The sequence below is a fragment of the Sagittula stellata E-37 genome (assembly GCF_039724765.1).
Lineage (GTDB): Bacteria > Pseudomonadota > Alphaproteobacteria > Rhodobacterales > Rhodobacteraceae > Sagittula > Sagittula stellata.
In genome coordinates this window covers 2993077-3008853 of the sequence record NZ_CP155729.1, presented here as the reverse complement: position 1 = coordinate 3008853, position 15777 = coordinate 2993077, and the positions used below count along the sequence as shown (strand labels likewise).

13 protein-coding genes are annotated in these 15777 nt (G+C 66.5%); 2 read left to right on the top strand and 11 right to left on the bottom strand.

Annotated features, from left to right (window positions below; all coding sequences use genetic code 11):
* Window positions 1–116: 116 nt before the first annotated feature.
* The 5 genes from pdxA to lptF form a co-directional block, all read right to left on the bottom strand.
* A complete protein-coding gene (pdxA, locus tag ABFK29_RS14250) occupies window positions 117–1061 on the bottom strand; it encodes a 4-hydroxythreonine-4-phosphate dehydrogenase PdxA (RefSeq protein WP_040604220.1) in 945 nt (314 codons plus the stop codon).
* 194 nt (window positions 1062–1255) lie between these two features.
* On the bottom strand, window positions 1256–2494 hold the full coding sequence (locus ABFK29_RS14245; RefSeq protein ID WP_005855983.1) for a peptidylprolyl isomerase: 1239 nt from the start codon (window positions 2492–2494) through the stop codon (window positions 1256–1258).
* Entirely contained in the window at window positions 2485–4752 is a 2268-nt protein-coding gene (locus ABFK29_RS14240) for an LPS-assembly protein LptD (RefSeq protein ID WP_005855982.1), read from the bottom strand. The genes ABFK29_RS14245 and ABFK29_RS14240 overlap by 10 nt, the downstream gene beginning before the upstream one ends.
* Window positions 4749–5843 (bottom strand): LPS export ABC transporter permease LptG, encoded by a 1095-nt coding sequence (gene lptG / locus ABFK29_RS14235; protein WP_005855981.1) that lies wholly within the window; start codon window positions 5841–5843, stop codon window positions 4749–4751. The genes ABFK29_RS14240 and lptG overlap by 4 nt, the downstream gene beginning before the upstream one ends.
* The gene (lptF, locus tag ABFK29_RS14230; RefSeq protein WP_005855979.1) at window positions 5840–6970 is read right to left on the bottom strand and encodes an LPS export ABC transporter permease LptF; all 1131 of its coding nucleotides are present in this window, start codon (window positions 6968–6970) and stop codon (window positions 5840–5842) included. Before lptF ends, lptG begins: the two co-directional genes overlap by 4 nt.
* Window positions 6971–7165: 195 nt before the next feature.
* Between lptF and ABFK29_RS14225 the strand changes: the two genes are divergently transcribed.
* Window positions 7166–8632, top strand: a complete 1467-nt coding sequence (locus tag ABFK29_RS14225; RefSeq protein ID WP_005855971.1) for a leucyl aminopeptidase — start codon at window positions 7166–7168, stop codon at window positions 8630–8632.
* Window positions 8633–8719: 87 nt separating this feature from the next.
* Window positions 8720–9178 carry a DNA polymerase III subunit chi gene (locus tag ABFK29_RS14220; protein ID WP_005855968.1) on the top strand — a complete coding sequence of 153 codons (459 nt, stop codon included), beginning with the start codon at window positions 8720–8722 and terminating at the stop codon, window positions 9176–9178.
* 195 nt (window positions 9179–9373) lie between these two features.
* Here the strand turns inward: ABFK29_RS14220 and ABFK29_RS14215 are convergent, their stop codons facing one another.
* From ABFK29_RS14215 to ABFK29_RS14190, 6 genes are all read right to left on the bottom strand, one after another.
* Window positions 9374–9802: a VOC family protein gene (locus tag ABFK29_RS14215; RefSeq protein WP_040604168.1), complete on the bottom strand. Its 429-nt coding sequence runs from the start codon at window positions 9800–9802 to the stop codon at window positions 9374–9376.
* 254 nt (window positions 9803–10056) lie between these two features.
* Entirely contained in the window at window positions 10057–11067 is a 1011-nt protein-coding gene (locus tag ABFK29_RS14210; RefSeq protein ID WP_005855963.1) for a fatty acid desaturase, read from the bottom strand.
* A 337-nt stretch (window positions 11068–11404) separates the two neighbouring features.
* On the bottom strand, window positions 11405–11986 hold the full coding sequence (locus ABFK29_RS14205; protein ID WP_005855961.1) for a retropepsin-like aspartic protease family protein: 582 nt from the start codon (window positions 11984–11986) through the stop codon (window positions 11405–11407).
* 58 nt (window positions 11987–12044) lie between these two features.
* A complete protein-coding gene (locus ABFK29_RS14200) occupies window positions 12045–12665 on the bottom strand; it encodes a MarC family protein (protein ID WP_005855960.1) in 621 nt (206 codons plus the stop codon).
* A 50-nt stretch (window positions 12666–12715) separates the two neighbouring features.
* Window positions 12716–13225: a J domain-containing protein gene (locus ABFK29_RS14195; protein ID WP_005855958.1), complete on the bottom strand. Its 510-nt coding sequence runs from the start codon at window positions 13223–13225 to the stop codon at window positions 12716–12718.
* Window positions 13226–13626: 401 nt separating this feature from the next.
* Entirely contained in the window at window positions 13627–15474 is a 1848-nt protein-coding gene (locus ABFK29_RS14190) for an ABC-F family ATP-binding cassette domain-containing protein (protein ID WP_005855956.1), read from the bottom strand.
* Between the last annotated feature and the right edge of the window lie 303 nt (window positions 15475–15777).

Here is a 15777-nt window from a genome sequence, read left to right as displayed (position 1 = left end):
GAAGACCTCCGCCCGACGCCACCGGCCCCTTCATCTTGGCTCAAATACCTCGGGGGGTGCAGGGGGGCAGCGCCCCCCCTGCGCGTGGCGACGCGGAACGCGGCGCAAGCAAAGCCCTAGCCGCGCGCCAGCCGGGCCGCCATGCGCAGCGCCGCGATGGTGGACGTCGGGTTGGCGATGCCGGTGCCCGCGATGTCGAAGGCGGTGCCGTGGTCCGGAGAGGTCCGCACGAACGGCAGGCCCAGGGTCACGTTCACCCCTTCGTCGAAATCCAGCGTCTTGATCGGGATCAGCGCCTGGTCGTGGTACATGCAGATCGCGGCGTCGTAACCCTCGCGCGCGCGGGCGTGGAACATCGTGTCGGCGGGCAGGGGGCCGTTCAGCAGCATGCCCTCGGCGCGCAGCTTCGCCAGCACCGGTGCGATCAGCTCCATGTCCTCGTGCCCCATGCGGCCGCCTTCTCCGGCGTGGGGGTTCAGCCCCGCGACCGCCAGCACCGGCTGCTCGACGCCGAACTGGCGCACCAGCGCATCGTGGGTAATGCGGATGCGGCGCTCCAGCAGGTCGGGGGTAAGCGCGGCGGGCACATCGGCCAGCGCGATGTGGATGGTCACCGGCACAACCCGCAGGCGGTCGGAGGCCAGCATCATCACCACCTCGTCGACCTCGCCCAGGTGGGCGAGGAACTCTGTATGGCCGGGGTAGGCGAAACCGGCACCTTCGGCCAGCGCCTGCTTGTGGATCGGCAGGGTGCAGAGCGCGGCGGCGTGGCCGTCCTGCACGTGGCGCACGCCCGCCTCGATCGACTGGATGACGCCCGGCGCGTGGGCCGCCTGAGGGTCCCCCGGGACACGGGGGCCGGGCATGGGCAGCGGCAGCACGGGCAGTCCGCGCGACGCGGCCTCCACCGCCTCGCCGGGATCGGCCAGCAGCACGTGGGGCACGGTGCCGGGCAGGTGCGACGGCTCTCCGATCCAGAAGAACGGCAGGCTGTCGCCGAGGATCTCCCACGCGCGTTCCGCCAGTTCCGGGCCGATGCCGGCCGGTTCGCCGCAGCTCATGGCGATGGGGGCGGTGGGCGCCTTGGCCCTGTCGGTCCGTTCCGTTTCCGGATCGGGCACCGGGTCGGAGGTGGCGCGCCGGGGCCGCGTGGTCACGCCGCCATCGGGCGCCTCGCTGTCGCCCGGAGAGGCTACGGGATCGACCTTTTCGGCGCTTTCGCCAAACGCGTCGCCCGAAGGCGTGCCGGCCCGCGTCATTGGTTGATGATCGTGGCGTCGGAGCGCAGCTGCGCCAGGTAGCCGTCGGCCAGAGATCCGATGCGCTGGTTGCGCAGCGCGCCGAAGACCTGTTCGCGGTCGGGCGCTTCTTCCTCGGCCACACCGGCGGTCCGTCCGCAGAGCATCAGCAGCACCAGAGTCTGGCCGTCGGCGCGGGTCAGCGCGGTCGAAACCTCGCCCGGATCGAGCTTCGACAGCTCATAGGCGATGTCGGTGGGGATCTCGTTCACCGGCAGCGTGCCGCGGTCGAGCACTTCCGGCGGCTGGCCCTGCGCCACGGCGTAAAGGTCATCGCAGCGGTCGCTCTTGTCGGCGATGGCCTGCGCCTTGGCGAGGTTCTCGGGCGTGCGGCCGCCGGGGATGTAGTAGGCGGCGTATTCGACGGCGGCCGTGGCGGGGGGCTGATACTCGCCTTCCTCGATGGCGCGCAGCTGGAAGAGCGCCATGGCGCCCTGCAGCGGGATCGGGTCCGACACTTCGCCCGGCGCGAGGCCCAGCACGATGGGTTGCAGCGGCGGCGGAAGTTCGGACAGCGAACGCCACGGCAGTTGCCCGCCCGCCCCGCGTGAGGCGGTGGCCGAGAAGCGCCGGGCCTGCGCCGAGAAGGCGCCGGTGTCGTCGAGCTGCGCGATGCGCTGGGCCCGTTCGCGGACCACCTCTTCCTGGCCCGGGGGCATCGGCATGATGATCTCGGACAACAGGACGCGCACGGTCGAGGTGCCATTCTGGCCGGAGGACAGGGCGCGGTCGACCTCGTCCTCGGACACGTTGGCCCGCCCGGCAAAGCGCTGCTGCACCAGCATGCGCCACGACAGGCCCGCGCGGACGAAGTCGCGGTACGTCTCTTCGTCGACACCGGCCTGCGCCAGCGCCTGGGTGAACTGTTCGCGGGTCAGGCTGGCACGGCTGGCGAATTCCTCCATCCCGTCGAGAAGCTCTTCGGGGGAGGGCTGGATGCCGGCGTCTCGGGCGGCCTGCAGGCGCAGACGGTCGTCGATCAGCTGTTCGCGTGCCACCTTGTTGAGGTCGCCGGGCGCCCGCATGACCTGCAGCATGCGCTTGCGCTGTTCCAGCTCGTAGCCGGTGATGACCTGCTCGTTCACGATGACGGCGGGAGAAAAGAGGCCCTGGGCCGCCACGGGTGTGCCCTGCGCGGCCGCAAGGGCGATGCCGAGCGCGAGGGAGGCGGCGGTAAGAGAGGTTTTCAGCGACATATGCGGCGATACTCCTTGGCACTGTCGTCGGCGCCGAAGCCGTGCAGCGCGACGGTCAGTTGGATGTCCGTGGACGGCTCCAGGTTGTTGGCCGAGGCGAATTCGCGTGTCGCCCCGATATCTACCTGGATGCATTCGTTGCGGTATTGCAAGCCGAGGCCCACGCGGTCAAGGCGGCGGTCGGCAAGATCGTACCGAACCTCGGTCGAGGTCTCCCAGTGGCGGGTCACGCGGTAGCGCCCGTCGAAGGTCCATTCGGAGACGGCCTTGTTGCGAAGTTCCTCGGGATCGGTGACCAGCAGCACGTAAGACGCGCCGAGGTCCATGCGGGTGTTGGACCAACCGGCGCGGGCTTCGGCCTTGGTGAAGCGGTTTTCCTCGTCGAGCAGTCCGCGCGCCGTCAGGGTGATCCCCAGCGGGTTGGCGAAGCGCCCGGCGATCAGCCAGTCGCTTTCGAGGCTGTCGAGACCGGAGGACCGGGTGAATTCAGAGTCGATATCCTCGCGCCAGAGACGGCCCATGGTCAGCGCGGCGGACCAGCCGCCCGGTGCCTCGTGCATCCAGCGCACGCCCGCGGCGAAGGTCATGCCGTGTTCACGCCGGTCGGCGGCGGGGAAGCGGGAGAGCGAGAGAAGGTTGGCTTCGTCGAATTCGACGCGGGTCGATTCCTCGTTGGCGTTCTTCGCACGCGATCCGCCGACCCAGCCGATCTGGGCCACCGGCTCCAGCAGGGTGCGTCCGCCGTTGCGGCCCTTGCGTTGCAGCGGCCAGCGCAGTTCCACCGCGGCGCCGGGGGTGAAGCGGGTGATCCGGTCGGGGACGGCGGCGTCCTGGTCGGTGATGTAGTGGTCGATCCACAGATGGCCTTCGAGACCCAGGCGGAAGCCGGGGCCGAGCGTCCAGCGGTCGCGCCAGCTTCCGTCGATGTTGAGCCGCGCGGTGTCGCGGCCGTCGGTGATGTCGTCGGCGTCGTTGCTGTCGACGTCGAGCGTGCTTTCCCGGTAGAGGCCGCTGGCCGCCAGAGACAGCCGGAATTCGCCCGGGACGCGCGACCACAGGAACCGCCGGTCGGTGTGCACCGCGGCGGTGAGACCGGGCTGCGTGGCGTTCGCCTCGTACTGGCGCAGGGTCTGATAACTGGTCAGGTCGAAGCTGATGCGGCGGTCGGTGCGCACCCGTGCCATGGTCACGGTGCTGGCCAGACGGTCGCTGTTCTGGATGGAGTAGTCGTTGAGGTAGGCGTCGTCCGAGACGGAGCGCAGCGCGAATGTCAGCGTGTAGTCGCGCGGGAGGCTGAAGACGCCGTCGGCAAAGAGGTAGCCGCGCACCTGTTCGTCCCGGAAGCTGTCGGAGGACATCGCCCCGGTCAGTGTCAGTTTTCCGCTTCGGAACGCACGCCGATAACGGAATTCGAGCGAGCGGGATTTCGTCGTCAGGTGCGGGGTGAGCGTCAGGTCCTGATGATCGCCGATGGGGATGAAATACGGCACCTTCACGCCGAACCCCAGCAGGGTCGAGGAGGTGAAGGTCGGGAACAGGAAGCCGCGCGCCCGGTCGAGCGTCGGATCGGGCAGGCGCAGGCGCGGCAGCCAGAACACCGGCACGTCGAGCAGGCGCACCTGCGCGTCGTCGAAATAGAGCTGGCGCTCTTCCTGATCGTGCACCACGCGGGCGGCGCGGATCTGCCAGAGCGGCACCTGGTTCTTGCCGCAGACCTGGCAGGAGGTGGCGGCGACGCGACGCAGTTGCGTGTAGCGGCCATCGACGCGCTGCGCCTCGACCGCCGCAAGCTGAAGCTGCTGGTCGATGACCATGCGCGCGCCCTTCAAAAGGCCGTTGCGGAAGCCTTCGTCCAGTTCTGCCTCGGAGGCGAGGATGATGACGCCCTGTTCGGGATCGGTGATGCGGATCGGGCCGGTGATCTGCAGCCGGTCGTTGGCGCGGTCGTAGGTGATCGCCGACGCCGTCAGCCGGGTCGTGCCCTGCAGCGCCTCGACGTTGCCGGTGGCGACCAGCGTCTCTTCGCCGTCGATGAACACGTTGTCGGCCACCAGAAGCGCGGGGGAGTCGTCCTCCTGCGCCGTCTGCTGGGCCGCCACCGGGGTGGCCGATGCCATGAGGGCGGGCAGGGGCGCCAGCCACAGCGCCGCGCAGGCAGTGGCCCGAACGGCGGCCCGAACGGCAGCACGTGCCAGCGCGACCGGCGTGCGCCCCGCCGGGGGCGTGGCCAGCGGCACGATGCGTCTTCCTCGTGTCATCCGTCCTCCATGTGCAGGACCAGTCCCAAGGCCAGCAGGACCGAGGCGGTGGGGGGCACCCAGGCCGCGACAACCGGGGCGAGCTGGCCGTTCTCCCCCATGATCTGCGCGAAGCTTCGCACGTAATAAAGCCCGAATCCAAGCAGCACCGCAGAGAGCACGGCCAGACCGGTGCGCGCAAGCCGTGTCGGCTGCATGGTGAAGGCCGCTCCGACCAGAACCATGGCCACGAGGAACAGCGGACGGGCCAGCTCCATGTTATACCATACGATGTGGCGGCGGGCCGAGAAGCCCGACTCTTCGAGCCCCGCGATGAATTGCGGCAGGTCCCAGATCGCGACGGCGGAGGGCCGTCCGAACCGGTCGCGGATGCTTTCCCGGGTGAGGGTGGACGGAAGCTCGTACTCGACGTGCAGGCGCGCCCCGAGTTCGGGGTTGAGGCCCGGGGTCAGCGGCCAGGCCTTGGCGTCGGTCAGGTGCCAGGCGCCGTCCGAGAGCGCCGCGCTTTCGGCCTGGATGCGCATCGCCGGACCGCCGTCGGGCGCGTATGTGACGATTGAGACGTCGTAAAGCTCTGTCGCCTCCGGGTTGGCGCGGGCCGCGCGGATCACCGACTGGCCGTCTTCGCCGCCCTGCCGCAGCCACAGGCCCTCGGGCCCGAAGGAGACGGCGGAGGTGTTGCCGGATTCGTAGGTTTCGCGCAGGTCGGCGTAGCGCTTGGAGGTGGCGGCGACGATCGGGTTCATCATGGCGACGATGATCGCCCCGATCAGCAGCGCCACGGTGGCGGGTGCCATGAGCGCGGTCAGCCCCGAGCGCCCGGCGGCGCGGGTCGCCACCAGTTCGGAGGACCGTGCCAGCCCGATAAACATCGCCACGGTGGCCAGGATCATGACCAGCGGCAGGATTTCGTACAGGCCCTCGGGCAGTTTCAGGATGACCAGTTGCAGGGTCTCGCCAAAGCTGACCTCGTCGCCAAGCTGGCGCAGTTCGTCGATCAGGTCGAGCAGCCCCTGGAACAGCGCGAAGACGGCGAAGATGCCGAGGAACAGCGACAGGAAACGGCGGGCGTAGTAGAAGTGCAGGGTCACGCGGCGGCCTCCGTTTCACGAAGGCGTTTCGGCCGGAAGGGACGCGAGGCCTGCCAGAGCAGAATCCACGTGAAGGCGAGGCCGGTGACGCTGGGGGCATAGACAAGCGGCCAGAGACGGGGGTTGCGCACCACCGGGTCGGTCACCGCGCTTTCCACCAGCTTGACCACGACCAGCAGGAAGATGGCAAAGACGATCTGCCGCGTCACGCCGAAGCGCGAAAAAACCCCGACCATCAGGGCGGAATAGCCGATCAGCGCCGCCACGACGCACAGGAGCGGCCCCTGGAATCGCATGTGCGCCTCTTCCAGCACTTCGCCGATCTGTTGGCCGGTCTCCGCGGCGATACCATCGGTGTTGAGCAGCAGTTCGGTGGTGGGAATCGCATCGAGCTTGCGGCGCTTCTGCGGGCTGGCGGTGATGAGCCCGGTCAAGTCGTACGTGAAATCCGAGAAATTGGTGGTCGAAAGCCGCATGTCGGTCGTGTTCATGGTCTGCGCGAGACCCGCCAGCATGACCATCTTCGGGCCTTCGTCGTCGCGGATCAGGTAGGCGCGGTCGGCGGTGTAGATGACTTCGCGTTCGGGTTCCCGCCGGTCCGAGAGCAGCACGTCCTGAAGCGTGCCCTCGGGGGTGATGTCACGGATGTAGAAGGTGATGCCCTTGGAGGGGTGCAGGAAGGTGCCTTCGCGCAGGAGCCGGGCCGAGACGGAGCTGGAGAGTTCCTGTTCGCGCATCCTGAGCTGCTTGAGCGATTGTGGCACAAGCACGTGGGTCAGGACGCTCATCATCAGGGTGACCATGATGCCGAAGACCAGCACCGGCCGCGCGAGCCGCCATGGCGAGAAGCCGGTGGCCTTGACCACCGTCAGCTCGGAATCGCCCGACAGCCGGTTGGTGACGTAGACCGCCGCGGCGAAGGTCGCCATGGGCAGCACCAGCGCGATCACCGCAGGCAGCGACAGGGCGGTGAATTCCAGCACGATGCGTGCGGAATGGCCGTCGTTGATGAGCCGGTCGAACAGGACCACGGCGCGGTTCACCCAGTAGACGGACACAAGCACCAGCGCGAAAAATCCGAAAAGCACCATCAGTTGCGACAGAACATATCTGTCGAATCTTTGCACGCCCCGTAACCCCCCGGTCCTTTCTGGTCGAAGGGCAGTCTAGGGGAAAGGCCGGGCGGGGGGAAGGTGGCTCTGGCCTTCCGCTGCGGGCGCGGCTAGGTCTTTGGGCAAGGACACGCTCAACGACACCCGCGCCGGACGCGGGAGGACGGGGCCGGCCCCTGCCGCCCCTCACCACGACAAGGAGAACCCAAGATGACAGAGCTGCGCGACATCCGTTTCGCCGAGACCGATCTGGAAGCACTGGCGGGCGCCTCGGGCGCCGTCGCGGTGGCCGTGCCCGCCGAGGGCACGATGGGCCCGGGCGCGCGGCGGCTGAACCGTTTGACCAAGGGCGCGGTGAAACGTGCACTGGAGAGCGAGGCCTTCGAGAAGCTGGGAACGGGCGAGACCATGGCCCTGGCCTGGCCGGTTGGCATGGTGGCGGATGCGGCGCTGCTGGTGAAGCTGCCGCGCCGTCCCTCGGTGACGGAGGCCCGCAAGGCCGGTGCGTCGCTTGCCAAGGCAGCCGGTTCGAAGGAACTGACCGTGGTCGCCGACGGCACGAAACGCGTGGCGCAGATCGGCCTCGGCCTCGCGCTGCGCGGCTACGCCTTCACCGCCCGCAAGTCGAAGGCCGACGACCCGCTGGGCGCCGCCACGCTGATGGTGAAGTCGGTGGAGGAGGCGGAAGGCGCCTTTGCCGCCGTAAAAGCCGTGGCCGAGGGCGTGGCCTTTACCCGCGACCTGACCTCGGAGCCAGCGAACGTGCTGGGCACGGTGGAATTCGCCAACCGGCTGGAGGCGCTGCGCGACCTCGGGCTGGAGGTCGAGGTGCTGGACGAGGACAAGCTCGAAGAGCTGGGCATGGGCGCGCTGTTGGGCGTGGGCATGGGCTCTGCCATGCCGTCCAAGGTGGTGGTGATGCGCTGGAAGGGGGCGGAAGGTGCGCCGCTGGCGCTGATCGGCAAGGGCGTGGTCTTTGACACCGGGGGCATCTCGCTGAAGCCCGCCGCCGGCATGGAGGACATGACCATGGACATGGGCGGCGCCGGGGTGGTGTCGGGCGTGATGAAGACGCTCGCGCTGCGCAAGGCCAAGGCCCATGTTGTCGGCATGGTCGGCCTTGTGGAGAACATGCCCTCGGACCGCGCGCAGCGTCCGGGTGACATCGTGACCTCGATGAAGGGCGACACGATCGAAGTCATCAACACCGACGCCGAGGGGCGGTTGGTGCTGGCCGACGTGCTCTGGCACGCTCAGGAGAGCGAGCAACCGGCGGCCATCGTCGATCTCGCCACGCTGACCGGCGCCTGTATCATCGCGCTGGGCCACGAGAACGCCGCCGTCTTTTCGAACGACGACGGGTTTGCGGGCGATTTCCTGAAAGCGGCGGAGGCCGAAGGCGAAGGCGCGTGGCGGATGCCGATGGGCAAGGCCTACGACGACATGATCAAGAGCCAGAAGGCCGACATCAAGAACACCGGCGGTCGGCCCGCGGGGTCCATCACGGCGGCACAGTTCCTGCGGCGCTTCGTGAAGGAAGGCACGCCGTGGATCCACCTCGACATCGCGGGTGTGGCGCAGGTGAGCGCCGAGACCGCGCTGGCGCCGAAGGGCGCGACCGGCTGGGGTGTCATGTCGCTCGACCGTCTGGTGCGCGACAAGTTCGAGACGGAGTGATCCGGGCCTTGGTGCGGGACGCGTCACATACACTGCCGGGCGCGTCCCTTCCATGGCGCGCCCGCTGCGGTACGGGAACGGCCTGACATGGGGGCGGTGTTCTTTTACCATCTCACGCGCCAGCCCGTCGAGGTGACGCTTGGCATGCTGCTGACGAAGTCGCTGGAGCGCGGCTGGCGGGTGGCTGTGCGCGGCACCGATCCGGCGCGGCTCGACTGGCTCGACGCGAAGCTGTGGCTGGAACCGGAAGAGGGCTTCCTGCCGCATGGGCTGGCGGGCGGCAAGTTCGACGCGGAGCAGCCGGTGTTGCTGACCACGGCGCTGGAGGCGCCGAATGAACCGGCCTGCCTGATCGCGCTGGACGGGGCGGAGATCCGGCCTGAAGAGACCGATGCGCTGGAGCGGGTGTGCATCCTGTTCGATGGTGGCGACGGCGCGGCCGTTCAGGCCGCGCGCGGCCAGTGGAAGGCGCTGACGTCGGCGGGCTGCAAAGCGCAGTACTGGTCGGAGGACTCGGGCCGCTGGGAAAAGAAGGCCGAGGCCTGAGCGGGCGCCCCACGATGTTCGTCTAAAATCGTTGGGCGCACCGTTTCAGATGCCAGCAAGACCGACGATTGGTGTCGCATCTCAGACCACGAGTACGGCGCTACGTCCGAAGGATGGGACAGCGATCAGTCGAGCAGAATGCAATGAAGGGCAGGATTGAGCCCAAAGTGCCGGATGCTGCGTGCGGCATGAATGTCAGCTCCCGCGTCTATCATCACGCCCAGGTTCATTCGGGTCACTGGAGAACAGCGCGATCTTGTTGCCGTGCGGGTCACGAAGATAGCCGACATAAAAGTGGGGGCCGTATATCGGACGAAAACCAGGCTGCCCATCGTCAGAGCCGCCTGCGGCCAGCGCAGCGCCATGAAGCTCACTAACCTGGCTTTGTGATCGCGCCTGAAACGCGACCATGACACCGTTCCCAGCCGAGGCAGATTGCCCATTGAAGGGGGATTTGACGTAGAAATCTGGCTGGACGGGGGGCTGACCCTGCTCTGTAGGCAAGATGTAGCTTAGGTCTCCTTGATACTCTTCGAGCGCATAACCCAGCGCTGGAAGGAAAGCCGAGTAGAAGCGCTCTGCCTTCGCGATGTCATCCGCGCCAACGGTGACGTAAGCAATCATTTTGTGGTTTTCCTCCCAAAGTCTCAGCGATGGCGATGGGCCGCCATAGAACGAGAGAGTAGCACCATCCGAAGCGGCCATTGCAACAGCCGCAGCGAAAGCTCACTCTGTCCGCAGTCCGGTCGTTCAAGCATCACGCGGCGAATGTCGGGATCGAGCCCCTTTGACGGGATGCTGCAATTTGAACCGAGGTTCGTTTGCGATTGGATTGCAGCATCGGATCATGCGCTACATCACAGCGCCGGCGCGTCTACCTATCCAAATGCCACGAGCTTCTTGCTGTCTTCGTCCCATAGATGAAGTCGCGTACTTCGAAAGCTCTGCCTGATCGTCATGTGATTGCTCGACGCAAGACTGTCGTGGTCCCGAAGCACTTCGGGCAGTCGATAGAAGGGAATCCGGCTGTACAAATGGTGTACGTGGTGAATTCCAATATTCCCGCTCAACCACTGCAACACGGATGGCAAGACATAGTGAGAACTGCCGTGCAGCGCGGCGTCATGCAGATCCCAGTCTTTATCGGCCTCCCAGTGCGTGTCTTCGAACTGATGCTGAACGTAAAACAACCACACCCCTGCGCTCGCCGCGAGCAGCGTAGATGGCAAGAAAATCAAGAGGATCGGCATGATGCCGCCAAAGTAGTAGATAACCGAAAGAGCAAGGCAGATCATGGCATTGGTGACCATTGAACTGACCCAGTACTTGGCTCGACCGGTCAGACCCAACGGCAATCTGTTTTCCAGAAAGAACAAGTACCCGGGGCCGAGACCGAACAGGACCAGAGGGTGACGGTACAGACGATAGAGCAAGCGCTTTAGCGGGCTCCTTGCCTTGTATTCCGCAACCGTCAGGGTGTGCACATCGCCCATGCCCCTACGGCCGAGGTTGCCGGAAGAACTATGGTGCAAGGCGTGCGATGCTCGCCAAACGTCGTAAGGCGTCAGAGTGACGATGCCGATCACGCGACCAAGCCAATCGCTCAACACACGGTTCTTGAAAAAAGCGCTGTGGCCGCAATCATGCTGAATGATGAACAACCGGAGCAAGAAGGCCGCGTTGCACAGCGATATTACAAATGCCAGCAACGCGCTGATGGACATGGCATACCATGCGACGGCCCACAACAGAACGAATGCGCCTACCGTCACGGCCAACTCAAAACTGCTCCGCAGAGCATCCGGTTCGCGGTATGCGGAGAGAATTTTGACCCAGTCACGCGCAGCGCTTACACGAGCGCCAGCCGTATTGTCTTCGTGGGTCATCATGCTCCTCGGTTCGCCATTTTCCCTACTGCTATAGGAAGTGGGCGAATATTCAACCGACGACGCGCCTTTTCCGCACGAAAGCTTCTGACAAATTCGAAATCCTTCAGCATGAACTCTTGAATGAGGGGGGTGCACGGTAAGGATGCCGGTCGTTGGTGCCCAAGCACTTGATGACAGCTTTGTCCGCTCACCTGACCTTGACCCATACCGCGACCGGGGTCCGGTCGCGGGAAGACGTGCCTGTCACTTGGGGCGGAATTGTTTGGTACGGCACCCTGTCAAGATCGAAGACGTTCGACACGAAGAGTAAAATCTGCACGGTATTCGACACGCCGTTTCAGCGTTCCAGGACCATCCTGCCGCCCGAAATCTCCAGCCGGTCGAAGCGGGACAGGTAGTCCATGCCCAAGAGCGAATCCATCATCTGCCCGTCGTTGACGTAGGCCCTGACTCCGCGATCCATAAAGGGTCCGAGCGACACGCTGTCCAGGGTGACTGGCGCTGTTTTCACCGTGCCGTTCGCGGTCTGCGCCATGTCGTAGAAGGCGAGGTCGTCGGGATGCAGGCCCGCTTCCTCCGCCGCGATCTTGGTCAGCACCATGCCGGAGGCGCCGGTGTCCACGACAAACCGGGTGGGCGAGCCGTTGACCTCGAGAGTCACGTAGTAGTGGCCGTCGAAGCCGCGCGGGATCTCGATCCGGCCATCGCCGGAGAACACAGCCTGCCGCTGGTCCAGCCCGCCGCGCACGTCCTGCCAGAGCCCTGCGGCGGCAAGGATGCCGACGAACAGCAGCGCCCAGCCCATCAGGCTCTGCAGGCCACGGCCCGGCGTGCGGCGGTGGTTGAGCCAGAACCATGCGAGGGTGGCGAAGGCCAGAAGCCCGAGAAAGATCGTGTGGCCGGTCTGGTCGGGCGTCATGTCGGGTCCCTGTGCCTGCGTTCCCTCAATGTAGGCACTCCGCCCGCAGAAGGAAGTCTCAGGGCGCCACGAAGCCGAAGTCCCGCAGCCCGTCGAGCACGAACTGCACGGAGAGCGCGGCGAGCAGCATGCCGAGCAGACGGGTCGTGACGGTGATGCCGGTGGGGCCGAGCCCGCGCTCGATCAGTCCGGCCGAAAGGAACAGCATCAGGACCAGCGCCAGCACGAGCGCCATGACGCCCAGCACGCCAATGATGCCCAGGACGTCGGTGGTCGAGCCGGTCAGCAGGATCATCGACGCGATGGCGCCGGGGCCGGCGATCAGCGGGATGGCAAGCGGAAAGACGGAAGGGTCGGGCGGGTGGTCGGCCTCGGCCCGGTCCTCGCGCCGCTTGTTGCGGCGTTCGAAGAGCATGTCGAGCGCGGTGATGAACAGCAGGATGCCGCCGGAGATCCGGAAGGCCGGCATGCCGATGCCGATGAAGCCCAGCACCGCCTCGCCGAAGAAGGCGAAGAGCGTCAGGAGCGCGGCGGCGATGACCGTCGCGCGGATGCCGACGGCGCGGCGGTGGCGCGCGTCAGCGCCCTGCGTCAGGGCGATGAACAGCGGTGTCAGCCCGATCGGGTCGATGACCACGAAGAGCGTGACGAAGGCCGAGATCAGGAAGGTCGGGTCCATGATTCCCGGTTAGGCGGTTTCGGGCCGCCGGTAAAGCCTTTGCTACGGGATCAGGCGGCGATGGCGACCTGCGCCTTGCAGGCGGTTTCGAACGCGGCGCGCGCGGTCGAGAAGGAGGCGGTGGCCTTTTGCAGCGCCGCGCGCTGCGCCGGGGACAGGGACGGGGCCCGGGTCTCTTGGCGGCTGCGGGTGGCGGTTGGCTTTGCCTTCGGCTGTTCGCTGGCGTTCTTTTTCGCGCCTGAGCCCGCTTTGGCCTGCGCATGGGCCTGCGTGCGGCGGGGTGCATCGGACTTGGGCCTTGCCTTGGCCTCGGGCCGAGTGTCGGCTTCGCGGTTCGTGCCCGCAGCGCCGCGCCCCGTGGCCGGGACGTGGTGACGCAGCTTGTCGTAGGCCGCGTTCAGGTCGGCGAGGCGGCGGGTCAGTCGGGCGGCGTCGGCGGGGCAACGGTCTGGATGATTTGCGCGGACAAGCCGTTTCCATGCCTTCCGGATGGTGGCGCGGTCGTCGAAGGCGGACACGCCGAGGATCTCGTAGGGGGTGCGGGCTGCGGTACGGGTCATCGGGGGCGTCCTTCCGGGTCCTGTCAGATCCGGCGCCGGGGCTGCCCCCGCGGCCCTGCGGCGCCGTTGAATTGAGGCATAAATCGGGCGGAAGGTGCGGGGAAGTCTCAATTTGGACACAAAGTTAACGCGATTCTGCCGGGTATTTCCGGGTTTCGCGCCCGGATGTATCCGTAAAACTAATTTATTTCAGATGCTTGCGGCTTGGTTGGCTGTTGCGTGACGTGGGGCTTTCGAAACGGGCATACGCGGAAAATGTGGCGACCTGTGCCACATTCGTGGTCCCGATCTGGCCGGTGCGGGCGCTGACTGGCCCGCAGTTGCCCGAACGTCCGCCTGAAACGAAGAACGGCGGCGCCGAAGGACCGCCGTTCTCCATAGTCGGAAGAGAAGGTGCGGAGTCAGCCGCGCTGCGCCGTGTCCAGTTTTTCCTGAGCCGCCATCCAGAGTTCCTCTGCACGGGAGAGGCCTTCCATGATCTCGGCGTATTTCTTGTTCCAGACTTCCAGCTCGCCCACCTTGTCGTTCTCGTAGAGCGCAGGATTCGCCAGCTTGTTCGCCAGTTTCTCGCGCATGTCCTCAAGCTTGGTCACGCGGTCCTCGCATTTGCGGACGTGGGCGCGCAGGTCGAGGATCTCGTCGCGGGAGGCGCGCCTGGGTTTTTCCTTCGGCTTTTCGGGCTTGGCCGGTGCGTCCTTGGACAGCAGGAGGGCGCGGTAAGCATCGAGGTCTTCTTCGTAGGGCTTCACTGTGCCGTTCGACACCAGCCAGAGCCGGTCGGCCACCATCGACAGCAGGTGCATGTCGTGGCTGACGAGGATGACGGCGCCGTTGTAGGCGGTCAGCGCCTCCATCAATGCCTCGCGGCTTTCGATGTCGAGGTGGTTGGTCGGCTCGTCGAGGATCAGCAGGTGGGGGGCGTCGAGCGTGGCGAGCAGCAGCGAAAGCCGTGCCTTCTGGCCGCCGGACAGGCGCGCCACCTCGGTATCGGCCTGCGCGGCCTGCAGTCCGAAGCCGGCGAGCCGGGCGCGGAGTTTGGCGGGCGGCGTGTCCGGGCGTTCGCGCTGCAGGTGCTGGAGCGGCGTCTCATCCAGATGCAGTTCGTCCACCTGATGCTGGGCGAAGTAGCCGATGCGCAGCTTGGACGAGCGGTTCATGTGGCCTTCGATCAGGGCGATGCGGTCGGCAAGCAGCTTCGAAAGGGTCGATTTGCCCTGACCGTTCTTGCCCAGAAGCGCGATGCGGTCGTCCTGATCGATGCGCAGGTTCAGTCGGTGCAGGACCGCCTTGCCGTCGTACCCCGTGGAGCCGCCGTCGATGTTGATGATCGGCGGGCTGAGCTCATCCGGCTGCGGGAAGGTGAAGACGCGCTTGGCCGCCTCTTCGGGCGCGGTGACCATGTCCATGCGCTCGATCATCTTGAGCCGGGCCTGCGCCTGTTTGGCCTTGGAGGCTTTGGCGCGGAAGCGGTCGACGAAGGACTGGAGGTGCTCGCGGCGGTCCTGCTGCTTCTTCGCGGTGGCCGCCTGTTGGGCACGCTTTTCGGCGCGCAGCCTGACGAAGCCGTCGTAGGGCGTGCCGTAATAGGTCAGCTTGCGGTCTTCGAGGTGTAGGATGCTGCCGACGGCGCGGTTCAGAAGGCCGCGGTCGTGGCTGATGACGATGACGGTGTGCGGATAGCGTGCCAGATAGGATTCGAGCCAGAGCGCGCCTTCCAGGTCGAGGTAGTTGGTCGGCTCGTCGAGCAGCAGCAGGTCGGGCTGGGCGAACAGCACGCCCGCCAGCGCCACGCGCATCCGCCAGCCGCCGGAATAGGCGGAACAGGGGTTGGCGTGTTCCTCGGGCTCGAACCCCAGTCCGCGCAGGATGGTGGCCGCGCGGGCCTCGGCCGACCATGCGTCGATGTCGGCCAGACGTGTCTGGACCTCGGCCATGCGGTGGCCGTCGGCGGTTTCGGCCTCGGCCATCAGCGCGGAGCGTTCTTCGTCGGCGGCAAGCACCGTGTCGAGGATCGATACGTCGGAGGAGGGCACTTCCTGGCTGACGCCGCCGATGCGGGCACGGCTGGGCAGGGAGATGTCGCCGCCATCGATGGTCAGTTCTCCGCGGATCAGGCGGAAGAGCGTGGTCTTGCCCGCGCCGTTCGGACCGACGAGGCCGACCTTGTGGCCTTCGGGAATGGTGGCGGTGGCGTCCTCAAAGAGTGGACGGCCTTCGACCGAATAGGAGAGGGATGAGATGCGCAACATGGGGGCGCTTTAGCAGAGGGTTACGGTATGGGAAAGGCGCGTCGGTGTGCGGCACTGTTTGCCTTCGCAAAAGCGCCCGCCCACCGACCCGTGGGGCGTCTTCGCGGGTGGAGGCGGAACTGGTGCGCAGGGCGTTTTTTCGGCGTGGTGACCTGTCGGGGCGCGCGTCTGTTCGGCACGGAATGACCTTTGTGCGGGGCCGGCGCCACCTGTGCGCATGCGGCGGGGTCATGAGGGGTTCCCTGATCCGGGAGGCCGTGTTATCGGGCGCCGCGATACACCCTGACGACCCCGGACTGTGGG

Excerpts from the sequence above, each read along its gene's own strand:
- pdxA (WP_040604220.1), bottom strand. The coding sequence starts at position 1,061 with ATGAGCTGCGGCGAACCGGCCGGCATCGGCCCGGAACTGGCGGAACGC.
- ABFK29_RS14245 (WP_005855983.1), bottom strand. The coding sequence starts at position 2,494 with ATGTCGCTGAAAACCTCTCTTACCGCCGCCTCCCTCGCGCTCGGCATC.
- ABFK29_RS14240 (WP_005855982.1), bottom strand. The coding sequence starts at position 4,752 with ATGACACGAGGAAGACGCATCGTGCCGCTGGCCACGCCCCCGGCGGGG.
- ABFK29_RS14225 (WP_005855971.1), top strand. The coding sequence starts at position 7,166 with ATGACAGAGCTGCGCGACATCCGTTTCGCCGAGACCGATCTGGAAGCA.
- ABFK29_RS14220 (WP_005855968.1), top strand. The coding sequence starts at position 8,720 with ATGGGGGCGGTGTTCTTTTACCATCTCACGCGCCAGCCCGTCGAGGTG.
- ABFK29_RS14215 (WP_040604168.1), bottom strand. The coding sequence starts at position 9,802 with ATGATTGCTTACGTCACCGTTGGCGCGGATGACATCGCGAAGGCAGAG.
- ABFK29_RS14210 (WP_005855963.1), bottom strand. The coding sequence starts at position 11,067 with ATGATGACCCACGAAGACAATACGGCTGGCGCTCGTGTAAGCGCTGCG.
- ABFK29_RS14205 (WP_005855961.1), bottom strand. The coding sequence starts at position 11,986 with ATGACGCCCGACCAGACCGGCCACACGATCTTTCTCGGGCTTCTGGCC.
- ABFK29_RS14200 (WP_005855960.1), bottom strand. The coding sequence starts at position 12,665 with ATGGACCCGACCTTCCTGATCTCGGCCTTCGTCACGCTCTTCGTGGTC.
- ABFK29_RS14195 (WP_005855958.1), bottom strand. The coding sequence starts at position 13,225 with ATGACCCGTACCGCAGCCCGCACCCCCTACGAGATCCTCGGCGTGTCC.
- ABFK29_RS14190 (WP_005855956.1), bottom strand. The coding sequence starts at position 15,474 with ATGTTGCGCATCTCATCCCTCTCCTATTCGGTCGAAGGCCGTCCACTC.